Here is a 22,669-nt window from a genome sequence, read left to right as displayed (position 1 = left end):
GGCGCTTGCTCTCGGCCGGAATCTCACATAAGGGTCCCCTCCATGGCGGAACGAAACTCTTACGACGCGCTGGCCCTGCTCTCGGGCGGCTTGGATTCCATCCTGGCCATGCGCACGGTCATGGATCAGGGCCTGACGGTCCTGGGGCTGCACTTTGTCACGCCCTTTTTCGGCAAGCCCCATCTGATCCCCTTCTGGCGGGATCACTACGGCATCGAGGCCGAATCCGTGGACATCCGGCAGGCCTATGTGAACATGCTCCTGGACGGCCCGTCCCAGGGGTTCGGCAAGTGGCTGAACCCGTGCATCGACTGCAAGATCATCATGCTTGAACACGCCCACGGGCTCATGCGGGAATACGGCGCGAAGTTCCTCGTCTCCGGCGAGGTCGTGGGCCAGCGGCCCATGAGCCAGCGCGAGGATGCACTCAACGTGATCACCAAGCGGGCCGAGGTCCGCAACGTGCTCCTGCGCCCCCTGTGCGCCAGGAATCTTCCGCCCACGCCCATGGAGACGTCCGGGCTGGTGGACCGGGACAGATTGCTCGACTGGCGCGGCCGGGGACGCAAGCCGCAATACGCCTTGGCCGAGCGGTACGGATTCACCGAGATTCCCACTCCGGCGGGGGGCTGCTGCCTGACCGAGACCCACGGCGCGGCCCGGTTCGTGCGGCTTCTGACCCATCGCGGGAGGCCTGCCCCCGGCGATTTTTCCCTGGCCCGCGCCGGACGGCAGGTCTGGGCCGGTCCGCATTGGCTGGCCTTCGGCCGCACCGCCGCGGACAACGACCAGATCGCGGCCCTGGCCGAGGACAGCGACTATCTTTTCAAATTGGTTGATTTCCCCGGGCCCCTGGCCCTGGGCAGGCCGCTTTGCGGCGATTGGACTCCCGAAGTCGTCCGGGACGCCGCCGCCCTGATCAGCTCTTACTCGGGCAAGGCGCGCAAGCGGTTTGCGGCCACGGATGAACCCGTGCGGGTGAGCGTCGGACGGCGGGGCGGGACCGAGATCGTGGCCGTCATTCCGGCCCGCGAGACCGCGCTGCGCTGGTCCGAGCCCGTCCCGGACCTGGTCCGCGAATGGAAGCGGGAACAGGCCCAGGCCCAGGTTGCGCCGGTTCGCGCCTTCACATAGAGTCCGGTAATGTTCATCGACATCTTCTCCTTCGCCGCTTCGGCGCTGCTGCTCTGGTTCGGAGCCAACTGGATCGTCACCTCGGCGGCGCTCATCGCCCGCAAGTACAATGTTTCGGAACTGGTCATCGGGCTGACCATCGTGGCCTTCGGCACCTCGGCCCCGGAGTTCCTGGTGACTGTGAATGCCGCCTTCCGGGGGCAGAACGACCTCTCCCTGTCGAACGTGGTCGGGTCCAATATTTTCAACCTCGGCTTCATCCTCGGGCTCATGGCCGTGATCAAGCCGCTGGTTTCCAACCGAACCATCGTCTACCGGGACGGGCTGCTCCTGTTCCTGACCACGGCGGGTATTCTGGCCGTGTCCTTCACCGGCCAATTGAGCCGCCTTTTCGGTGGCTGCCTCGTGGCCCTGCTCATCTGCTACCTGGTCTATCTGGGCGTGAAGCGCGAGGCCGTGGGCGCGGAGGAACTGGAAGAGACACGGGGCCGGGTTGCCACCTGGCGGGATGGGGTCTGGCTCGGGGCCGGGTTCGTGGCCATCGCTGCGGGCGGCGACCTGATGGTCTCGGCGGCCACGTCCATCGCCACGACGCTGGGGGTGTCCTCCTGGGTCATCGGCGTGACTATCGTGGCTGCGGGCACCTCCCTGCCCGAACTGGTCACCTGTCTGGCGGCCTCCGTCCGGGGCAAAAACGAGATGCTGCTCGGCAACCTCATCGGCTCGGATTTCTTCAACTTCGCGGGCGTGCTCGGGCTGACCTGCCTGCTCAAGCCGCTGCCGGTCTCGTCCGAGGCCCTGTCCGGCCTGATCGTCCTAGTCGGCATGGTCGGCCTGGTCCTGGTCATCCTGCGCACGGGCTGGAAGGTCCGCCGCTGGGAAGGGGCCCTGCTCATCGGTATCAACCTGGTCCGCTGGGCCCACGATTTCATGCAGTAGAACGGGGACGGCCTTTCCCCGGCCGCCCCGTCCCGTCCGCGCGCCCGCGGCGCGTCAATAGACCATGCCCATCCGCTCCTTCACCTGGGCGAGGGTTTCCGCCCCGATCGCCCGGACCTTGTCCCGTCCCCTGTCCAGAATCTCGCGCAGGTAACCGGGTTCCTTTTCCAGCTCCCTGCGGCGGGTTCGGATGGGTTCCAGAAAGGCGTTGACGCTTTCCGCCAGGGCGGGCTTGAAGGTCCCCATGCGTTCGTTGGGCTCAACGCCGAATAATTTGCCGTAGGTGAAGAGGGCGTGCCCCTCGCCGGAGTACGCTTTTTTGATTCTGTTGTTCACCGTGGCCTCGTCGTCCGTGAGGTTGATGACGTTGTTCAGCGATTTCGACATCTTGTTTTGACCGTCAAGGCCCGGCAGCCGGGGGGAGGTGGAGACGAGATAGTCCGGCGTGGGAAAGGTTTCGCCGAAGAGCGAATTGAACCGGCGGGCGATCTCCCGGGTCTGTTCGATGTGCGGGATCTGGTCCTCGCCCACGGGCACCAGGTCCGCCTTGGGCAGGAGTATGTCTGCCGCCTGGGACACCGGGAAGGAGAGGAAACCGAGGTTCATGTGCTCATAGCTGGTTCCGGCCTGTTCCATTTCCGCCTTGACCGTGGGGTTTCGCTTGGCCCGGCCAATGGACACCAGGAAGGTGAAGAACATGGTCAGTTCCGCGAGCTCGGGAATTTCGCTCTGTACGAAGAAGGTCACCTTGTCGGGGTCCAGCCCGACGGACAGGTTATCGAGCAGGGCCCGGTACACGTTGTCGCGAATGGACTTGCCTTTTTCATCCTCAAGGTGGTCGTAGAGGACCTGCATGTCCGCGAGGATGATGAAGGTTTCGTATTCGTCCTGCAATTTGACCCGCGATTGCAGCGAGCCGAAGTAGTGGCCGATGTGCAGGTTCCCGGTCGTCCGTTCTCCGGTTAATATTCTTTTCATTGCCGTGTCTCCTTTCCGATGTCTTCGAATTGTGGATGAAGAAAGGGCTGCCGGAAATGCCGACAGCCCTGAAAAGAGACGATGCCGCCGGCCATGCATGCCGACAGCTTGATACCTTGATACTCTATGCTGGTGGCATACTCCGTAAAGTCTGCCACCACCAGCGACGTGTTTTCGTATGATGTTCCGATGAACGCATGGCCTCTCTTAACGGGTGGGCGCAGTCGATGTCAAGAAACGGGCCGCCCTGGGCGGCATCCGGTTCAGGCCGCCCGTTTGTCCCAGATGAGCAGGTCGATCTTGTATTCCGTGCGCTCCAGGAAGGAGCCGGGCGTCTCCTCGAACGCGGACAGATAGGCGCGCAGATGATCCGGCTCGGCGGCCACGCCGTACTGGGAGAGAAACGTGGAGCAGGAGTCGGTCAGTTTTTCCAGGGAGCTTCGGACCTGCCAGACGCCTTCCACTGGGTAGGCGGCGTAGGGGATGCCCCGTCCGTCGAGCCAGTCGCGCATTTCGGTGCCGTTGGCCAAGACCCGGGGCGTCACTCCGTAATGGGCGTACAGGCCGCTCATGACGTCGGATTTCATCAGCCCGGCGAACCCCATGAACACGGTGGCCCCGGCCACGTGACGCAGCAACTTGAGCCGGGAGGCCTCGCTCTGAATGGCCGGAGTCATGGAGCAGAAGACGATGTCGAAGGTTTCGTCGCCGTCGTACTCCATCCATTCCGAGCGCACGTAGTCGATGTTGTGAAGCCCCCTGGCCTCGGCATCCTCGCGCAGGATGTCCAGCATCACGTCGGAGACGTCGAGCGCCGTGACGCGTGCCGCCTCCCGGGCGATCCGGATGGTGTACATGCCGCTGCCGCAGCCCACATCCAGGACCGACGCGCCGCGAAAATCCACACCGTGCGCCTTGATCATCCGCATCACGCCCGCCTCATAGTTATCTTCGCCCTCCTCGAACCGGGGGAAACTCCGGGCATGGTTGTTCCAGTATTCCTTGCTGACAGGCGGGGTCGGTGCGGTCGGTTCCATGGGGGCTCCCTCGGTTTCGTCCGCCGTTTCCCGGCGCGGCCGCGCAGGGGAGGGGGCGGATAATTCAATGAAAAAAGTGGCACGATATGCGTTCGTTTTCCGGGCCAATATTCACTAAACAACGGTCCTTTTCAAGGGGAGCCAGCGAAAAGGCCTGTGCCCGCCTTCGGGATGCACTACTATTCAATAAGAAAATCAAGCGGATCGGCTGTAACGGATTTGTCACCGCCTCGTGACCTGTTGTCCGCCCGGTCACATGCTTCCGTAACGTTCCGGGCGTAGATACTGGGACTTGAAACAACACCAAATGGACCTGAGGAGGGTTTGACATGTTGAAAGTGCAGAAACGGTTTGTCGGGTGTGTCCTGGCGCTGGCCCTGGCCATGGTGTTCATGGCCGGTTCCGCCTGGGCCAAGGACGCCAAATACGTCTTTTTCTTCATCGGCGACGGCATGGGGCTGCCCCAGCGGGCCGCCAGCTCCGCCTATCTGGGCCACAAGCTGGCCATTGACGCCATGCCCGCCCAGGGCATCACCACCACCTTTGCCAACGACCGGTTCATCACCGGTTCCGCCGCGTCGGCCACGGCCCTGGCCTCCGGCGTGAAGACCAACATCAACTACATCGGCGTGGACCCGCAGTTCAGGCCGGTCAAGACCATCGCCGAAATGGCCCGCGACAGGGGCATGAAGGTCGGCATCGTCTCGTCCGTGTCCATTGACCATGCCACCCCGGCCGCGTTCTACGCCCACGTCAAGAATCGCTCCATGTACCACGAGATCGATCATGCCCTGGCCGACTCCGGCTTCGACTTCTTCGCGGGCGGCGGGCTCAAGGACCCGGCGGGCAAGAAGTCCAAGGCCCCCATGGGCGACGCCCTGGAAAAGGCCAAGGCCAACGGCTACAAGGTCGTCACCGACAAGAAGGGCTTCATGGCGCTTGCGCCCGGCGACGGCAAGGTCATCGCCTGGAACGCCTGGCTCCAGGACGGCAAGGCTCTGCCCTATGTCATGGACATGACCGACAAGGACATCACCCTGCCCGAATTCACGGGTAAGGCCATCGAGATGCTCGACAACGACAAGGGCTTCTTCCTGATGGTCGAGGGCGGCAAGATCGACTGGGCCTGCCACGCCAACGACGCGGCCGCATCCATCGACAACACCATTTCTTTCGACAAGGCCGTGCAGAAGGCCCTGGCCTTTTATGACAAGCACCCCGACGAGACCCTGATCGTGGTCACCGGCGACCACGAATGCGGCGGCCTGACCCTGGGCTTCGCGGGTACCAAGTATGGTTCCCACTACGATATCCTCAGCCACCAGAAGGTCTCCTTCCAGAAATTCACCGACGAGACCCTGGTGGACTTCAAGAAGAAGGGCGGCGATTTCAACGCCATGAAACCGATCATCACCGCCGACTTCGGCCTGAAGTTCACCGGCGATGCCAAGACCGACCCCATGGTCCTGGCCGATTACGAAGCCGCCGACATCGAGCAGGCCTTCCGCCGCTCCATGGCCGGGGAAAAGGTCAAGGGCGGGGACTACCTGCTGTACGGCGAGTACGACCCGCTGTCCGTGACCCTGACCCACGTGCTCAACCAGAAGGCCGGTCTGGGCTGGACCTCCTACAAGCACACCGGCGTGCCGGTCTCCACTTCCGCCATCGGCGTGAACTGCCAGGCCTTCAACGGCAGCTACGACAACAAGGACGTGGCCACCAAGCTCATGGCCTCCATGGGCATGCCCGCCAAGGCCGTGTTTGCCGACATCGCCGCCGCGCGCGTGGCCGCCAACTAGACAGCGTTTCATCCAACCTTCGGCGGGCGGGCCTCCACGGTCCGCCCGCCCCTTTTTCAGGAAGATCATGCACGCACTCAACAAGACGTCCCGCGATTGGGCCCTGGTTATCATCTTCATCGTCGTTTCCGTGGCCCTCTATTACGTGCCGACCGGGTTCGAGACCAACAAGGACCGGGACGCGGTCCATTGCACGGCCCGGATCACGGCCGTGGACGACGCCAACATCCAGAGCCTGGGCATGATCCGCGCGGGCGAGCAGGCCGTGACGCTCGAAATCCTGGATGGGCCGTTCAAGGGCGAGACCTTCTCGGCCAGCAACCAGCTCCTGGGCCAACTGGATCGCGACAAGCTCTTCAAGGCCGGGGACACGGCCTACGTCATTCTGACCGTGGACAGCGGGGGCAAGGTCATCTACGTCAACCCGCAGGCCCATTACCGATTGGGGCTGGAACTCTTTCTGCTCGGCCTGTTCGCCGCGCTGCTCCTGGCCTTCGGCGGGCTGACAGGGTTCAAGGCGCTGTTGTCCTTCGTCTTTACCGGATTGCTGTTGTGGAAGATCCTGGTCCCGTTGCTGCTCAAGGGCACGGACCCGGTCTGGCTGACCCTGGGCGTGGTCGCCCTGCTCAGCGCGGTGATCATCTTCCTGGTGGCCGGTGTGAACCGTACCGGCCTGACCGCCTTTCTCGGGGCTTTCCTCGGGGTGGTGGCCAGTTGCGCCCTGGGCGTCTACTTCACCGGCCGGTTCCACGTGCACGGGGCGGTCATGCCCTTTGCCGAGACCCTGCTCTACGCGGGCTATGGTCACCTGAACCTGACGCGCGTGTTCATGGCCGGGGTCTTCCTGTCCTCCTGCGGCGCGGTCATGGATCTGGCCATGGACGTGGCCTCGGCCATGAGCGAAGTGGTGGCCAAGAAACCGGGTATCTCCCGGATGGAGGCCATCTGGTCGGGCATCCGCGTGGGCCGGGCCGTGGTCGGGACCATGACCACGACCCTGCTCCTGGCCTACTCGGGCGGGTTCGTGACCTTGCTCATGGCCTTCATGGCCCAGGGCATTCCGCTGGATACCACCTTCAATTTCATTTACGTGGCCGCCGAGGTCCTCAAGACCCTGGTGGGCAGCTTCGGCCTGGTCACCGTGGCGCCGTTCACGGCCCTGGCGGGCGGGTTGCTCCTGACCTCCGGAGAGCGCCCGGCCGACGTTCTCCGCCATTGACGAACGTGCCGGGATGGGCCAATAGCATGCTTGCACATCAAGCAGAAGGAGTCCCCATGCTTTCGTTTCTCGGTAATTTGATCTGGTGGATCATCGGCGGCGTCTTCATGGCTATCGGCTGGCTGTTCGCCGGTTGTCTCATGGCCATCTCCATCATCGGCTTGCCCTGGGCGCGGGCCGCCTTCGTCATCGCGGGATTTTCGTTCATGCCCTTCGGCCGGACCCTGATCCGCCGCGACGTGCTCACCGGACGGCAGGACCTCGGCACCTCGAACTGGGGCACGCTGGGGAACATCGTATGGTTCGTCTTCGCGGGCTGGTGGCTGGCCCTGGGCCATATCCTGTCCGCCCTGGGCTGCTTCATCACCATCCTCGGCATCCCGTGGGGTTGGCAGCATCTCAAGCTGGCCGCCGCTACCCTGGCCCCTATCGGCATGACCGTGGTCACGGTGGAACAAGCCGAGCGGCTTTACGGCGTCCGCGTGGACCGGTAGCTTCCCGAGACGTTGTGCAATTTCATGCATTCCCTTGCCACGGTCGGGAAAGCTGATTAGATAGAAGCAGTGCCGGGAAGATTCCCGGCCACAAGCACGTCATCAATTCGGAGGAATACCAATGACTCAGTATCCCAGCATGCAACGGACGGAGACCTCCCGCGTCGAGGTCCTGAACGCCTTCATGCGCGGCGTCTACGGCTGGATGAGCGCTGGCCTGGGCCTGACCGCCCTGGTGGCCTTCGCCACTCTGACCGTCCCGGCCCTGACCAACCTGGCCTTTGCCTACAATCCGCAGACCGGCACGTACGCGCCCACCATGCTGCCCATGATCGCCCTGCTGGCGGCCTTCGGCATGGTCTTCTTCATGAGCTTCAAGATTTCGACCATGAATCCCGGCACGGCGACGGGCCTGTTCATGGCCTTCAGCGCCCTGAACGGCTTCTCCCTGGCCCCGATTCTCTTGGCCTACACCACGGCCTCGGTGGTCACGACCTTCGTCACCACCGCGGGCATGTTCGGCGCCATGTCCATCTACGGCATGGTCACCAAGAAAGACCTGACCGGCTGGGGCAGCCTGCTCTTCATGGGGCTGATCGGCATCATCATCGCCATGGTGGTGAACATGTTCCTGCAAAGCCCGGGCATGTCCTTCGCCATCTCGGTCCTCGGCGTGATCATCTTCGTGGGCCTGACCGCCTACGACACCCAGAAGCTGAAGACCATGGGCGAGAACGTGCCCATGGGCGACACCGCGGCCATCCGGCGCGGCACCATCCTGGGCGCCCTGACCTTGTATCTGGACTTCTACAACCTGTTCCTCATGCTGCTCCGTCTCATGGGCGACCGCAGGTAGTCCGCTTTCCGACAGTTACAATGCACCGAACAGGCCGCATCCCTCCGGGGTGCGGCCTTTTTCGTGGTCGGCGGGCGAGGGGTCGATGCTTTGGCGCGATCGCTTCTCGGGGGTGGCGGAAGGGCGCGTGGCGCAACCTCCGACCTCTTGATTTTACCGGCTTGCGTCGCCTTCCAGTGCTGATGGCTGAAGCCCGCGAAGGAGGTGACGCTGGACGTGGTGTCGTCATCGCAATCCAGGGCGAAGCCGGGGGAGGGGCGGCGGAGTTTCGTGCCGGTCGCGGCCGTGTCGCCTCTCCCCTTGCCAGTTCGGTGCGGGGGACGTATGCTTCTTCAATGACGAATCTTTTCCCCGGTGTACCATGTCCGAGACCGTGACCGATCTGCAACGCGCACTGTACCCGTTGCTGCGTCCTTTTTCCTGGCTGTACGCCGGGGCCATGCGCGTGCGCGCCGGGCTGTACGGCCGGGGGCTGCTCAAGCGCTGGGAGCCGCCCGCGTTGACCGTGTCCGTGGGCAATATCGGCTGGGGCGGCACGGGCAAGACCCCGGTGGCCGATTGGCTGCTGGGCTGGGCCGAGTCCAAGTCCATTCCGGTGGCTTTGCTGACGCGCGGCTACCGGGCCAAGCCCCGGCATCTGCCCTATGAGGTCAAGCCGGGCGCCCTGGCCGAGGAGGCCGGGGACGAGCCCCTCATGCTCGCCCGCGCCCATGACAGGGCGCTCATCCTGGTGGACCCGAACCGCACCCGCGCGGGCCGGGAGGCCGTGGTCAAGGCCCGGCCCGAGCTGATCGTCCTGGATGACGGGTTTCAACACATGGCCGTGCAACGGCATGTGAACCTGGTCCTGCTCCGGCCTGACGACCTGCGAGAGGGGTGGAATAGGGTCATCCCGGCGGGCTCCTGGCGCGAGCCCGAGGCCGCGCTCAAGCGGGCCGACGCCTTTTTGATCAAGGCCAGCCCCAAGGAATTCGCCCTGCTCGGGATGCGCATCGAGGAGCGCCTCAAGCGCTTCGGCAAGCCGGTGTTCAGCTTCCGGCTGGTCCCCACAGGGGTGCGCCGGGTCATCGGCGGGGAGCGGGCGCACGATTTCGAGGACGCGCCGTACCTGCTGGCCACAGGCGTGGGGGATCCCGTTCAGGTCCGGGCCACGGCCACGGCGTACCTGGGCTATGAGCCAAAGCGGCACGTGGTTTTTCGGGACCATTATACCTACACCAAGCGGGACGTGACGGCCCTGTCCGAGGAGGCCGCCCGGCTCGGCTGTACGGCGATCCTGTGCACGCCCAAGGACGCGGTCAAGCTCGGTGCCATGTGCACCGACCTGTTCTGGCAGTTTGATCTGACTCTGACGTTCGGGCCGTCCACTTTGGGCAAACGCTCGACTTTTTCAACCTGGTGGGACCGACGTTACGAGTCCTTCCGGCTGCGCCGCGCGGACCGCGCCGAGCTCGCGGCGGATTACCTCATGCGGCACGAGGCGGACGCGTTCGCCAAGGGAGACGACCATGACTAGAAAAAAACGCAACGGTCCCGGACCTTCCGCACCGCCCCTGTCGGCGGCCGCGCTGCTCAAATTGTTCAAGGAGATGAAGCGGCCCATGTCCCGGGCCGAGGTCATCCGCCAGCTCAAGCTCAAGAAAAAGGACAAGGCCGTGGTCAAGGACCTGCTCCGCGACCTGGTCCAGAAGGGCAAGCTGGTGCGCATCCGGCGCGGCTACGGCCTGGCCGAGTCCATGCACTGCATCACCGGGCGGCTGGAGATCCAGCGCCAGGGGTACGGCTTCGTGGTGCCCGAGGACTCCCGGCGCAAGGACGTCTTCGTCAATCAGCGGGACCTGAACGAAGCCTGGCACGGCGACCGCGTGGTCGTCTCGGTGGTGGGCGAACCCAAGGCGGGACGCAATGCCGAAGGGCGCATCGTGCGCATCCTGGAGCGCGGCCGCAAGGTCCTGCCGGTCAAGGTGGTCAAGCGGATGACCGGCGGCGAATGGCTCTGCCGTCCGTCCGACCCGAGGCTCGGTTTCGGGATCATCGCCACTCTCAAGGACCCCTCGATCAAGGTCAAGCCGGGCGAGATCGCCCTGTGCGCGCCCGGCGAGCGCATCGACCCGGCCATGTGGGAAGGGGAGATCACCAAGTCGCTTGGCGAGGAGGCCGACATCGCCGTGCAGGAGGCGCTGGTCAAGTCCAACCACAACATCCGTACCCGGTTCCCGTCCGGGTCCGTGAACCAGGCCGAGACCCTGCCGCCGGAGCCGTCCGGCAAGGATTTCAAGGGCCGCCGCAACCTGTCCGACAAGCAGTTCGTGACCATCGACGGGGCTACGGCACGCGATTTCGACGACGCCGTGCTGGTAGAGCGGCGCAAGGGTGGCTACCGCTTGTGGGTGGCCATTGCCGACGTTTCCCACTACGTGCCCGAGGGGTCGCCCCTGGACCGCGAGGCCTTTGAACGCGGTAATTCCTATTATTTCCCGAGGTCCGTGGAACCCATGTTCCCGGAAAAACTGTCCAACGGATTGTGCTCGCTCAACCCGGACGTGCCGCGCCTGACCATGGTGGTCTGCATGGACACCGACCAGGAAGGGCGCACCCGGCAGACCCAGGTCTTTCCCGCAGTCATCCGCAGCCACGCCCGGCTGACCTATACCCAGGTCTTCGAGGCGGTCATGGAGAAGCGGGCCGAGGCGCGCGCGGGGATGTCGCCCGAGTTGATCGCCATGCTGGAGCTGGCCGAGGAACTAGCCCGCAAGATCAACGTGTTGCGCGCCCAGCGCGGGTCCCTGGACTTCGACCTGCCCGAGCCGGAGATATTCTTCGACGTGCACGGCGAGACCTCGGACATCCGTCCCCGGAAGCGCAACTTCGCCCATCAGCTCATCGAGGAATTCATGATCGCGGCCAACGAGGCCGTGGCCCATTTCCTGGTCGAACGCGGGTTGCCCTGCCTGTTCCGCATCCATCCCCCGGCGGACGAGGAAAAGCTCAAAAATCTGTTCCGGCTGTTGTCGCGCACGGACAAGTCCGTGGTCATGCCCAAGGAGATCACTCCCAAGAAGCTCCAGATGCTGGTGGCCTCCATGGCGGGGACGGACAAGGAATACATCGTCAACCGCATGCTCCTGCGCTCCATGAAGCAGGCCAAGTATTCGCCGGACAACGAGGGGCACTTTGGTCTGGCCAGCGAGGAATACGCCCACTTCACCTCGCCCATCCGGCGCTATGCCGACCTGGTGCTTCACCGGCTGGTCAAGGCCGCCCTGCACGAGGGAGAGGGCGTGCCCGCGCCCGTGCCGGGCCGCAAGAAGCTGCTCAACGTGGCCAACCACCTGTCCAGCCGCGAACGGGTGGCCATGGACGCCGAACGCGAGATCCTCAAGCGGGTGACCGTGCTGTTCATGCGCGACAAGGTGGGTGAAACCTTTGACGCGGTCATTTCGCACATCACCGACTTCGGCTTTTTCGTGGAACTCAAGGAAGTTATGGCCGAGGGGCTGATCCGGCTGTCCACCATGGACGACGATTATTACACCTATTGGCCTCAGCGTGAAATGCTTGTGGGCGAGCGCACCGGACGGTCCTTCTACCTGGGGCAGGCCGTGGAGGTGGTTCTCGAAGAGGCCAGCGTGGAACGGCTGGAGCTGAACTTCAACCTCAAGTCCGTGGCGGCTGCGGCCAAGGATTACAAGGATCTCATCTAGGGAAGAAGGCTCCCCGGGCTGCCGGTGAACGACCATCCTCACCGTTGCCGCGAAAATCCGGATTCGCGCGTGGAATCGACCACGCGTCGGCTCCGGTTTTTTTGCGCGCGGCGTCTGAAAGACGACAAAAATGGGTTCGTTGCTTGACAGTGTCGTTAATCGATAATAAACAATTGTTCAGCAACATTCATTAACCAAGGCGCAACGATGAGCAACGGATTTGAAGCGTTTTTCAAGAGGCTCTGTTCCGAGACGGAGATCAAGAACCAGTCCCAACTGGCTCGCGAACTGGATGTGGGCCGGGCGGCGGTGTCCCTGGCCAAGCGCAAGGGCTCGGTGCCCGCGCGTTGGATTCTGGACCTGTCGGCCCGGTTCGGGTTGAACCCGCTGTGGCTGGAACAGGGCAAGGGCTTTCCCCGGCCCGAGGCGGCCTTGGCCGCCGCCGCCGAGGACGGGGCGTGCTACGAGGAGATCCCCAAGGTGCGCGCCCGCCTCTGCGCGGGCGGCGGCTCGTTTGAGACCGAAGGCCAGGTTGAGGGATACTATTCCTTCCGCTCGGACTGGCTGACTCACCGGGGCAACCCCGCCAACATGGTCCTCATGGAGGTCATCGGCAACTCCATGGAGCCGGAGATCAAGGAAGGGGACATGGTCCTCATCGACCAGTCGCGTACCGACGTCCTGTCTGGCGGCATTTATGCCGTGGGCGTGGAGGACACGGTCATGGTCAAGCGTGTGGAGCGCCTCCCCGGCACCCTGGTTTTGCGTAGCGACAATGTGGATTATTCTCCAGTCCACCTGTCCGGCGACGAGCTCGACAACGTGCGCGTCATCGGCCAGGTCCTGTGGGCGTCCCGGGAATACCGCTAGCTCTCGTTGAAACTCGCCCATCAATCCCCCGCAACGGTGCACGTTGCGGGGGATTTTTTGTATTTGCTTGGAATGACATATGATTCTTTGTTTGTGCATGTTGTCTGCGAAAAAACAACAATTTGTAAAATATTAGTTGACAAAAAGCCTGGAGACTGTTTATTAAAGAATCACGTTCAGTCAACGATTACGACACACGCGCCTCGGCGCTATACACGGCAAGGAGAGAGTCATGCAAGAACGGTTTTGCAAGTGTGGTCACAGGTTGATGGTTCAATATACGCTTGACGGCTTCATTCCCTGGGAAGCGGTTATCCGTGACGATCTGGGCAAGGCCACTCCGGTCAAGGTTTGCCCCTGCTGCGGCAGCTACCTGTCCATTCATTTCCTTCGCTAGTTTTCCCGTCTTCATAGTTCCTTGCGGCCGCCTGAACCTTGCGGGCGGCCGTCCTCATCCCTGTTGAGGGCCATGCGCTTCCCCCCGGAGCCATGGCCCTCTGCTTGTATTCTGGGGCGCGGCTTTCGAGAGCGGGCCATCCGCACATTTTTTCCGGGCGGCTTTCATCCTCACGTAGACGGCTACGCTGCGGTGAAAGCCACCCGGAAGAAAATGCACGGCTGACCCACTCTCGAAAGCCGGACTTCGTGCGGGGACGAGAGGCGCTGTCGGGTGCTGAAGGCACCCGAGTCACTCCAGATTTGGAGAGGGGGAGGGGTGAGCTTTGTGCTTTGGTGACGGGGCCGGAGAGGCGCTGTCGGGTGCCGGGGGCACCCGAGTCGCTCCAGAGCTGAAGAGGGGGGCGGAATTATTGGCGCAGTTGATCGGGGTCGGGAAGGCAGATGGACTCGGTCCGGTTGCGCCCGGATTGTTTGGCCTGGTAGAGGGCGCGGTCGGCGGCCTGAATGAGGTGCTCGGGGGTGGTGTCGCAGGTGGGCACGGCGGCGGCCACGCCGATGGATACGGTGACGGTACAGGATACCCGGGAATCGGGGTGGCGGATGCACGATTTGGCCAGGTTGGCGTGGATGTTCTCGGCCACTACGCGCGCGCCGTCGAACTCGGTGTTGGGCAGGATGATGGCGAACTCCTCGCCGCCGTAACGGGCGACGAGGTCGCCGGGCCGGTTGGTGGCGGCTCGGATGGCCCGGGCCACGCTGCGCAGGCAGATGTCGCCGTCCACATGGCCGAGCGCGTCGTTGTAGGCCTTGAAATGGTCGATGTCGATCATCAGCAACCCCAGGGAATTGTCCTCGCGGCCGTTGCGTACCCATTCGCGGATGAGGGTGTCGTCGAAACAGCGGCGGTTGGCCAGGCCGGTCAGCCCGTCCTGGTTGGACATGCGTTCGAGCTTGCGGGCCAGCCGTTCCAGTTCGTGTTCCCGGAGCATGCGCTTGATCATCTCGCGGCGCAATTGCAGGGCGGAGCGCACCCGGGCGCGCAGTTCCGTGCGCCCCACGGGCTTGACGATGTAGTCCGAGGCCCCGGCTGCGAAGGCTCGGTCCAGTTCGTCCGAATTATCCTCGGCGGCGATGGCGATGATCGGGATGTCCTCGAACTCGCGGTGGGACTTGAGCGTCAGGATGGCGGCGATGCCGTCGATGTCCTGGTTTTCGAGCGCAATGAGCACGAGGTCCACGGGCGTTTCCCTGGCCAGGCTGCGCTGCATGAAGCGCAGGGCGCGGTCCAGGGAGTCCACGTCCGATACATCGGTGTAGCCTGCGCCCAGCAGCATTTCGGTCAACTGGTCCGCAGAGTTCGGGGCATCATCGATAATGAGAATTTTCATGCGGCTTCAACGTAGCAGAGATTGACGGCGAACGCGAGACGGCAAATGCGCGGAGGCGGCAGTGCAGGCCGGTCTCCGTGGGCCGGGATCCGGGCTCGTGGGCCGGGCTGGGGGCCGATTGCGTTCGGCCATGGCCGGAATGATATTCTTTGTTATATTTTTGCAAAAACGGCCAGGGCCGTGTATCTTACAGACTAGGCATTGGCACGTTGTCCCTGCACAATCTCAAATCAACCTCGGAGGACCGATGAATCGGCCAAGCTTTTCCAACGCTCCGCTGCTCGCACTCGCACTCTTTCTCCTCTTTCCCCTGGCCGGTCCGGCACAGGCCGCTGGTTCGGTGTTGGCCGTGTATAATTCCGGTCGGGCCCAAGTGACGGAATCCCGCGTGGTGACGTTGCCCGAGGGGGCCGCCGCCGTGGTCTTCACCGATATCCCGTCCACCCTGGACCCGTCCTCCATCCGGGCCACGGCCCCGGACATGACCGTGGAGGACGTCCAATACGCCTACCGGCCCATCACCGCCGCCAATTTGCTGAACGCCTACATCGGCAAGGAGCTGTCCGTGATCCTGCCCGACCCGGCGGACGCCAACGCGCGCATCCTGCGCAAGGCCAAGCTGTTGGCCAACGCGGACCGGCCCATTTTCGCCATGGGCAAGGAAGTCTACGTGGGCTCCTACGAGGCCTTGCTTCTGCCCGAGATGCCCAAGGGATTCGACGCCGAGCCGACCCTGACCCTGACCACGAGAAGCTCCGTGGCCGGGCGCAAGAACGTGGCCCTGAGCTACCTTATGGACGGCCTGGGGTGGCGCGCGGACTACAACCTGACCGTCGGCCAGGCCGGTGAGACCTGCGATCTGGACGCCTGGGCCACGGTAACCAACAATTCCGACCACGCCTTCCCCGGCGCGGACCTGCGCCTGGTCGCCGGGGACGTGCAGCGGGCGGCCGCGCCCAAGATGTTAGCCCGGGGGAATGCCGTGATGGCCGAGGCCATGGTCATGGATACTGCTCCGGCTCCCGCCATGGCCGCCGAGGAATCCTTTTCTCAGTACCACGTCTATGATCCGGGCCGGTATGTGTCCATCCCGGCGTCCGGGTCCAAGCAGGTCGGGCTGTTCTCGGCCGCGAACATCCCGGTGCGGACCGAGCTGTCCAGCCTTTTTCGCAGCGGACCCAACCAACGCGCAGGCAAGATCAATCAGAGCGTGGAATCGGCTTTGATCCTGACCAACACAGCGGCGAACAACCTGGGCAAGCCGATGCCTGCGGGCGTGGTCCGGGTGTATATGCCGATGGCGAGCGGAACCAAGCTCCTGGCGGGCGAGGCGCGCATCGGCCACGCGGCCGAGGGCGAGGAGGTCCGGTTGGTCATCGGCCGATCCTTCGACGTCAATGTGGAGCGCACGCAGACCAGCTTCAAGCGCATCGGCAAGAACGCCGCCGAGATAAGCTGGAGAATCACCGTGCGCAACGGCTCGGCCGAGTCCCGGGACATCAAGCTCCGGGAATCCCTGGCCGGACAATGGACCATCCTGAACGCGGACACACCTTACGTGCCCACGGACGCGGGCACCATCGAATTCGATCTGAAGAACGTCGCGCCTTCCGCCGGCACGGAGGGAAAGGCGGTCAACTACACCGTACGCTTCGAGTACTCATAAGGAGGGGAAATGGCCGGGATTGATCACGTCGAACTGAGGACGCTAAAGGATTTCTACGCGCTCATGGCCGCTTCCGTCGCGATCCGGCGGCGGGCTGCGGCTGCGTTGCTCGACGGCGAAACTGTTGACGGGGACATCCCGGTTTCACTCTCCAACCTTCTGGCTTCGCTGGAGGAAGTCCCCGATGTGGACGGCGGCAAGCGCCTCGCCCTCGGCGGTGGCCGGAGCATTGCTCTGGACATGGGCTACGAGATCGACGAGACGCGCAAGGATATCTTTTTCCTTGAGGAGGGTGAAGATGCCTTCCTGGATATGCTCGCCGATTTCCATCCCGGCTTCGACGAACACGTGGCCCGGGGGCGCGAGTTGCTTCACGGCGCGGAACTGGGCTGCCTGGTCACGGACCGGGACGGCACGGTCAACAACTATTGCGCCCGCTACCTGACCTCCATCCAATCCGTGTACAACGCGGTATTCCTGACCCGTTTCGCACGGACCCGCGTGGCCAGGCCGGTCATCCTGACCTCCGCCCCCCTGGAGGGACTGGTCCGGATCTCGGTCAACCCGGAAGGCGAGTTCTTTTACGCGGCCTCCAAGGGGCGCGAGTGCCTGGGCCGCGACGGCCGGGTTCGGCGGTTGGCCATCACTCCGGAAAAGCAGGCGGCCATGGATGCGCTCAACGCCCGCCTGACCGAACTGACCAGACGGCCCGAGTATGAGAAGTTCACCCTGATCGGCTCGGGGTTGCAGGAGAAGTTCGGTCAGTCCACCGTGGCCCGGCAGGACATCGGCGGATCTATCGACCCGGCCGAGTCCAAGGCCTTTCTGACCACGTTAGAGACCCTGGTGGCCGAACTGGACCCGTCGGAGGAGAACTTCCGCATCGAGGATACCGGCCTGGACGTGGAGATCATCCTTACGGTGGAGACCGAAGGCGAGGGACTCAAGGATTTCGACAAGGGCGACGGTGTCCGGTTCCTCGACGGCGAGCTGGGCCTGGGCATGGCCCACGGGGCGAATCTCATTTGCGGCGACACCGGCTCGGATGTGCCCATGCTGGAGGCGGCGCTTGATTTTTCACCCGATACAAAAACTATTTTTGTAACTGAAGACAAGGAGTTGGAAGCGCGGGTAACCCGCCTGACCGACGCGGCGCTGATCGTGCCCGAGCCGGACATGCTGGTGACGATTCTGGGTACCCTGTGACCCGGACACCGGAGAATCAACCATTCAAAGGAGTGATCCGTGGCAGCAATCACACTCAAGGGCGTGGTCTTCGACCTGGACGGCGTCATCACTCGGACCGCAAGGGTACATGCTCAGGCCTGGGAAGCATCTTTCAACGAGTTCCTCAAGCACCAGGCCGAGGAAACCGGCACTCCGTTCGAGCCCTTTGACCGCACGAGCGACTACCAGAATTACGTGGACGGCAAGCCTCGCTTCGAGGGTGTGCTCAGTTTTCTCAAGTCCCGCAACATTCGGCTGGCCCCCGGCGATCCGGACGACCCGCCGGGCTTCGACACGGTCTGCGCCATCGGCAACAAGAAGAACGCGCTGTTCCAGGAGATCCTCAAAGAGCAGGGGCCCGAGGTCTTCGACACCTCCGTGGCCCTGGTCAAGGAACTCAAGCGCAACGGCGTGCTCGTGGCGTTGGCCACCTCCAGCCGCAACGGCATGCTTGTCCTCGAACTGGCCGGGTTGACCACCCTGTTCGACGCGCACGTGGATGGCGTGGTCTCGGCCGAACTCGACCTCAAGGGCAAGCCCGAGCCGGATATCTTCGTCGCCGCCGTCCGAAAAATGGGGCTTGAGCCCGGCGAGTGCGCCGTGGTCGAAGACGCCCTGTCCGGCGTCCAGGCAGGCTGCGCGGGCAATTTCGGTCTGACCCTGGGTGTGGCCCGGAACATCGGCGGCGAGATGCTCAAGCGGTTCGGGGCCGACATGGTCGTGTCCGACCTGGGCGAGATCACCGTGTCCGACCTCATGGAGTGGTTCGAGTCCGGCATGGCCACGGACGAATGGTACCTGACCTACCACGGCTTCGAGCCGGGCGACGAGAAGCTGCGCGAGACCCTGACCTGCGTGGGCAACGGCTACCTTGGCTCGCGCGGGGCCTACGAGTGCGAGTGCTCGTCCTATTACTTCTACCCGGGCACCTACATCTCCGGCATCTTCAACAAGACCCCCAGCGACGTGGAGGGGCGCGAAATCTGGAACAACGACCTGGTCAACTGCCCCAACTGGCTGCCCGTGGCCTTCAAGATCGGCAACGGCGAGTTCGTTTCGCCCCTGTCCATGGAGATTCTCAGCTACTCCCATCGCCTGAATATGCGTGAAGCGGTCATGGAACGCCATTTGGTGGTCCGCGATCAGGTGGGCCGCATCACCCGCATCTCTTCCCGGCGCGTGGCCTCCATGGCCGACCCGCATCTGTTGGCCATGCAATTCGATTTCACCCCGCTCAACTACTCGGCCAAACTGACCTTCCGCTCGTCGTTGGACGGCAACGTCAGCAACGAGGGCGTGGCCCGTTATTCCAGCCTGAACACACATCATCTGAACCGGGTGGGCGGCGGCAAAGCCGGGGATGGCATCTACCTGCACATGGAGACCTCCCATTCGCGCTACCAGATCGTCATGACCGCCAAGACGAGGATGCTCGAAGACGCCAAGCCCATCGAGGTGCGCAAGGAAGTGGTCCAGGATCGCTCCCAAGTCTCCGAGGAAATCTGCGTCCAGGTCAGGGAAAACCACTGCTACGGCCTGGAGAAATTCGTCTACGTGCGCACTTCCCTGGACCGTGAGCCCGGCGACCTGCGCGAGATGTGCCTGGACGGGCTCAAGTCCGTGAAGACCTTCAAGGGCGTCTACGGCCCCCATGCGAAATTCTGGAAAAACCTGTGGCAAAAGGCGGACATCCGGGTCAAGGGCGATCGCTTCGTCCAGCGGGTGCTCCGGTTGCATATCTACCATCTGCTGGTCACGGCCAGCCCGCACAACGTGGGCCGCGATGCGGGCATGCCCGCCCGGGGCCTGTCCGGCGAGGCCTATCGGGGACACATCTTCTGGGACGAGGTCTACATCCTGCCCTTCTTCGACGCCAATTTCCCGGATATCTCCAGGGCGTTGCTCATGTATCGCTACAACCGTCTGGACGCGGCCCGCGAATACGCCCGCGAGAACGGCTACGCCGGGGCCATGTTTCCCTGGCAGACCGCCGACGACGGCAGCGAGGAGACCCAGGAGGTCCATTACAATCCCGAGTCCAAGGACTGGGGGCCGGACTTGTCCCGCCGCCAGCGGCACGTGTCCATAGCGGTCTTCGTCAATACCTGGCGTTACGTGTCCTGGACCGGGGATCATGCCTTCCTGCGTGAATACGGCGCGGAATTGATGCTCGACATCGCCCGCTTCTGGGGTTCCATCGCCACCTTTGACGAAGCGACCGGCAAATACCACATCGACGGGGTCATGGGCCCGGACGAGTTCCACGAGAAACTCCCGGGCTCCACGGAGCCGGGCCTGCGCGACAATGCCTACACCAACATCATGGTCGTCTGGCTGCTCGAAAAGGCACTAGGCGTCCTCGATACCCTGCCGCCCAAGGTCAAGAGCCAGATCACCGCGCGTCTCGGCCTGTCCGACGAGGATGTGGCCAAGTGGCGGGATATGACCACCAAGCTCAACGTCATTGTCACCGAGGACGGCATCATCAGCCAGTTCGACGGCTACATGGACCTGCCCGAATTGGACTGGGATTCCTACCGCCAGCGGTTCTACTCCATCCACCGCATGGACCGCATCCTCAAGGCCGAAGGCGATTCGCCCGATAACTACAAGGTCGCCAAGCAGGCCGACACCCTGATGACCTGGTACATCCTCGAACCCGAGGAGGTGGCCCGCATACTGCGCAAGCTCGGCCACGACGTGCCCGACCCCCTCAAGCTGCTCAAGGACAACTACGACTTCTACGAAAAGCGGACCAGCCACGGTTCCACCCTGTCCAAAGTGGTCCACGCGGTCATCGCCCGGTACATCTATCCGAGCAACGTGTCTTGGGACTGGTTCATGGAAGCCATGGAATCCGACATCTACGACACCCAGGGCGGCACCACCGTGGAAGGGATCCACACCGGCGTCATGGCCGGGACCCTCGAAGTCCTCAAGCAGGACTACGCCGGGCTCAATCTGTCCGCCATGCCCATGAAGGTCGATCCCGACCCGCCCGCACACTGGGGCGAGATGCGCCTGTCGTTCATCTGGCGGTCCATCTGGTTTGATCTGGTCGTCGAGCAGGATCGCGTCAACATGACCGCCTTCCACCAAGGCGACAAGATCGTGCCCGTGGAAATCTTTGGCCAATCCTTCGAACTCAAGCCGGGCAAGACCATCGAAGCCCGACGACCGAAGCAGCGGTAGGAAGGAGGGCGGACCCGGGGGGACCGGCGGGCAGGGCGCCGCCCTGCCCCCGCTCAAGGCCGAGGGTCTTGAGAATCCCGGTTCGCTTCGCTCAAGTCTGTGCGGACACGGGAGACCCGGCCGGGGATCCCTTCCGCCTGAAACCGCCGTCTTCTCTTTGCGGGGACGGGAGCGGGCGTTTGGGCTGCCCCCTTTCGCCACCTGCCGCACAAAAAAATCGTGAGAGTCCGGAGAGCCGTTTGAAAAGGGTTTTCCGGTCCCCCCGAAGGCCGCCGGAGGCGCGGTTGTTCCCGCCCTTGCCTCAAGACTGGAAGACGGGTAAGGAGAGGGCCGCGCCGGGGATTTTGTTCCGGCAATCTTTTTTTCGGGGAGTTTTCATGTCGCTGAGTATAGGTATTGTCGGATTGCCCAATGTGGGCAAGTCCACGTTGTTCAATGCGCTGACCAAGGCCCAGAACGCCGAGAGCGCGAACTATGCGTTTTGCACCATCGAGCCGAACAAGGCGGTGGTGCCGGTGCCGGACCGTCGGCTGACGGTGCTGGCCGATTTGGTCAATCCCCAGCGGGTGATGAATTCCACAGTGGATTTTGTGGACATCGCCGGGCTGGTGGCCGGGGCGAGCAAGGGCGAAGGGCTGGGCAACAAGTTTCTGGCCAATATCCGCGAGACCCAGGCCATCCTGCACGTGGTCCGCTGTTTCGACGATGACGACGTCATCCACGTGGCCAATTCCGTGGATCCCCTGCGCGACATCGATATCATCGAGACCGAGCTTATCCTGGCCGACGTCCAGGTGCTGGAGAACCGTATCGAGCGCATGGAAAAGATGCTCAAGGGCGACAAGACCCTGGCCCCGAAGATCGAGGCCGCCAAGCAGCTCATGGCTCACCTGGACCAGGGGCTTCCGGCCGCCACCTTTGAGAGCGATCTGAAGGCCCTGCCCGAGCTGCTCGGCGAATTGCGACTGATTACCGCCAAGAACGTGATCTACTGCGCCAACGTCGATGAGGACGGCCTGACCGAGGACAACGACTACATTCGGGCGGTGCGCGGTCTGGCCGAGAAGCGTGGTGCGGAGTTCGTCAAGATTTCCGCTCGGATGGAAGAGGAGCTTGTGGGGCTTGAGGACGCGGACTATCAGGAGTTCCTGGAGTCCTACGGCATCGCCGAGTCCGGCCTGGACCAGATTATCCGCACCGGGTTCCACTCCCTTGGCCTGATCAGCTATTTCACCGCCGGGGAAAAGGAGGTCCGCGCCTGGACCATCCACGACGGCGACAAGGCCCCCCGCGCCGCGGGCGTCATCCATACCGATTTCGAGCGCGGCTTCATTCGAGCCGAGGTCATTTCCTACGACAACTTCGTCAAGCACGGCTCCGAGGCCAAATGCCGCAGCGAAGGCGTGCTCCGCGTCGAAGGCAAGGAGTACGTCATGAAGGACGGCGACGTGGTCCACTTCCTGTTCAACGTCTAGTCCGGACGTCGGAGGAGAATGCCTCCGGCGGCCGGGGGAAGGGGGAAAGGAAACCCTTTGAAAAGGGCTTTCCTTTCCCCCTTCCCCCGGACCCCCATCTCCCTTTCCTTCCTAAACTTTTTGTCGCTGCTTCGCAGGGTGCGAGGCCGGGCGGCGTCATTTGGATTAGATCGTTCTTTTCCTTCATGGAAAAGCATATGTTTTTGCGTGAGCACGTCCTTGCCGAAGGCACCCAAGAAGTTTTGGAGAGTCCAGAGAACCTTTTTCAAAAGGTTCTCTGGCGGGGTCCGGG

17 protein-coding genes are annotated in these 22,669 nt (G+C 63.2%); 14 read left to right on the top strand and 3 right to left on the bottom strand.

Annotated features, from left to right (window positions below):
* Positions 1-42: 42 nt before the first annotated feature.
* Entirely contained in the window at positions 43-1,134 is a 1,092-nt protein-coding gene (locus J0909_RS07085) for a tRNA(5-methylaminomethyl-2-thiouridylate) methyltransferase (protein ID WP_207261637.1), read from the top strand.
* A gap of 9 nt (positions 1,135-1,143) precedes the next feature.
* A complete protein-coding gene (locus J0909_RS07080) occupies positions 1,144-2,073 on the top strand; it encodes a calcium/sodium antiporter (protein ID WP_207261635.1) in 930 nt (309 codons plus the stop codon).
* Positions 2,074-2,127: 54 nt separating this feature from the next.
* On the opposite strand, the gene trpS is transcribed toward J0909_RS07080, so the two are convergent.
* Positions 2,128-3,051, bottom strand: coding sequence for a tryptophan--tRNA ligase (gene trpS / locus J0909_RS07075; protein ID WP_207261633.1), 924 nt, complete (start codon positions 3,049-3,051; stop codon positions 2,128-2,130).
* Positions 3,052-3,314: 263 nt separating this feature from the next.
* On the bottom strand, positions 3,315-4,088 hold the full coding sequence (locus J0909_RS07070; RefSeq protein ID WP_207261631.1) for a class I SAM-dependent methyltransferase: 774 nt from the start codon (positions 4,086-4,088) through the stop codon (positions 3,315-3,317).
* Positions 4,089-4,417: 329 nt separating this feature from the next.
* Here J0909_RS07070 and J0909_RS07065 point away from each other — a divergent pair, with 329 nt between their 5' ends.
* The 8 genes from J0909_RS07065 to J0909_RS07030 all read left to right on the top strand — a co-directional run bounded on the left by J0909_RS07065 (position 4,418) and on the right by J0909_RS07030 (position 13,427).
* Positions 4,418-5,887 (top strand): alkaline phosphatase, encoded by a 1,470-nt coding sequence (locus J0909_RS07065; protein WP_207261629.1) that lies wholly within the window; start codon positions 4,418-4,420, stop codon positions 5,885-5,887.
* A gap of 67 nt (positions 5,888-5,954) precedes the next feature.
* Entirely contained in the window at positions 5,955-7,106 is a 1,152-nt protein-coding gene (locus tag J0909_RS07060; RefSeq protein WP_207261627.1) for a YibE/F family protein, read from the top strand.
* Between the two features lie 56 nt (positions 7,107-7,162).
* Entirely contained in the window at positions 7,163-7,600 is a 438-nt protein-coding gene (locus J0909_RS07055) for a YccF domain-containing protein (RefSeq protein WP_207261626.1), read from the top strand.
* A 121-nt stretch (positions 7,601-7,721) separates the two neighbouring features.
* The gene (locus J0909_RS07050; RefSeq protein WP_207261625.1) at positions 7,722-8,456 is read left to right on the top strand and encodes a Bax inhibitor-1/YccA family protein; all 735 of its coding nucleotides are present in this window, start codon (positions 7,722-7,724) and stop codon (positions 8,454-8,456) included.
* Positions 8,457-8,817: 361 nt separating this feature from the next.
* The gene (gene lpxK, locus J0909_RS07045; protein WP_207261624.1) at positions 8,818-9,972 is read left to right on the top strand and encodes a tetraacyldisaccharide 4'-kinase; all 1,155 of its coding nucleotides are present in this window, start codon (positions 8,818-8,820) and stop codon (positions 9,970-9,972) included.
* Positions 9,965-12,160 carry a ribonuclease R gene (gene rnr, locus J0909_RS07040; RefSeq protein WP_207261623.1) on the top strand — a complete coding sequence of 732 codons (2,196 nt, stop codon included), beginning with the start codon at positions 9,965-9,967 and terminating at the stop codon, positions 12,158-12,160. The genes lpxK and rnr overlap by 8 nt, the downstream gene beginning before the upstream one ends.
* Before the next feature lie 207 nt (positions 12,161-12,367).
* Positions 12,368-13,030 (top strand): LexA family transcriptional regulator, encoded by a 663-nt coding sequence (locus J0909_RS07035; RefSeq protein ID WP_207261622.1) that lies wholly within the window; start codon positions 12,368-12,370, stop codon positions 13,028-13,030.
* A gap of 232 nt (positions 13,031-13,262) precedes the next feature.
* A complete protein-coding gene (locus tag J0909_RS07030) occupies positions 13,263-13,427 on the top strand; it encodes a hypothetical protein (protein ID WP_207261621.1) in 165 nt (54 codons plus the stop codon).
* Between the two features lie 409 nt (positions 13,428-13,836).
* Here the strand turns inward: J0909_RS07030 and J0909_RS07025 are convergent, their stop codons facing one another.
* Entirely contained in the window at positions 13,837-14,817 is a 981-nt protein-coding gene (locus J0909_RS07025; RefSeq protein WP_207261620.1) for a diguanylate cyclase, read from the bottom strand.
* Positions 14,818-15,064: 247 nt separating this feature from the next.
* Between J0909_RS07025 and J0909_RS07020 the strand changes: the two genes are divergently transcribed.
* The 4 genes from J0909_RS07020 (at position 15,065) to ychF (ending at position 22,377) form a co-directional block, all read left to right on the top strand.
* Positions 15,065-16,483, top strand: a complete 1,419-nt coding sequence (locus J0909_RS07020; protein WP_207261616.1) for a DUF4139 domain-containing protein — start codon at positions 15,065-15,067, stop codon at positions 16,481-16,483.
* A gap of 9 nt (positions 16,484-16,492) precedes the next feature.
* Positions 16,493-17,689, top strand: coding sequence for a trehalose 6-phosphate synthase (locus tag J0909_RS07015; RefSeq protein WP_207261615.1), 1,197 nt, complete (start codon positions 16,493-16,495; stop codon positions 17,687-17,689).
* A gap of 39 nt (positions 17,690-17,728) precedes the next feature.
* Entirely contained in the window at positions 17,729-20,902 is a 3,174-nt protein-coding gene (locus J0909_RS07010; protein ID WP_207261613.1) for an HAD-IA family hydrolase, read from the top strand.
* A gap of 377 nt (positions 20,903-21,279) precedes the next feature.
* The gene (gene ychF, locus J0909_RS07005) at positions 21,280-22,377 is read left to right on the top strand and encodes a redox-regulated ATPase YchF (RefSeq protein WP_207261611.1); all 1,098 of its coding nucleotides are present in this window, start codon (positions 21,280-21,282) and stop codon (positions 22,375-22,377) included.
* The last annotated feature ends 292 nt before the right edge of the window (positions 22,378-22,669 follow it).

The sequence above is a fragment of the Desulfovibrio sp. Huiquan2017 genome (assembly GCF_017351175.1).
In the GTDB taxonomy this organism is placed as follows: Bacteria; Desulfobacterota; Desulfovibrionia; order Desulfovibrionales; family Desulfovibrionaceae; genus Pseudodesulfovibrio.
Note: the sequence above shows the minus strand (reverse complement) of the source record. Positions and strands in the feature narration are given on the sequence as shown.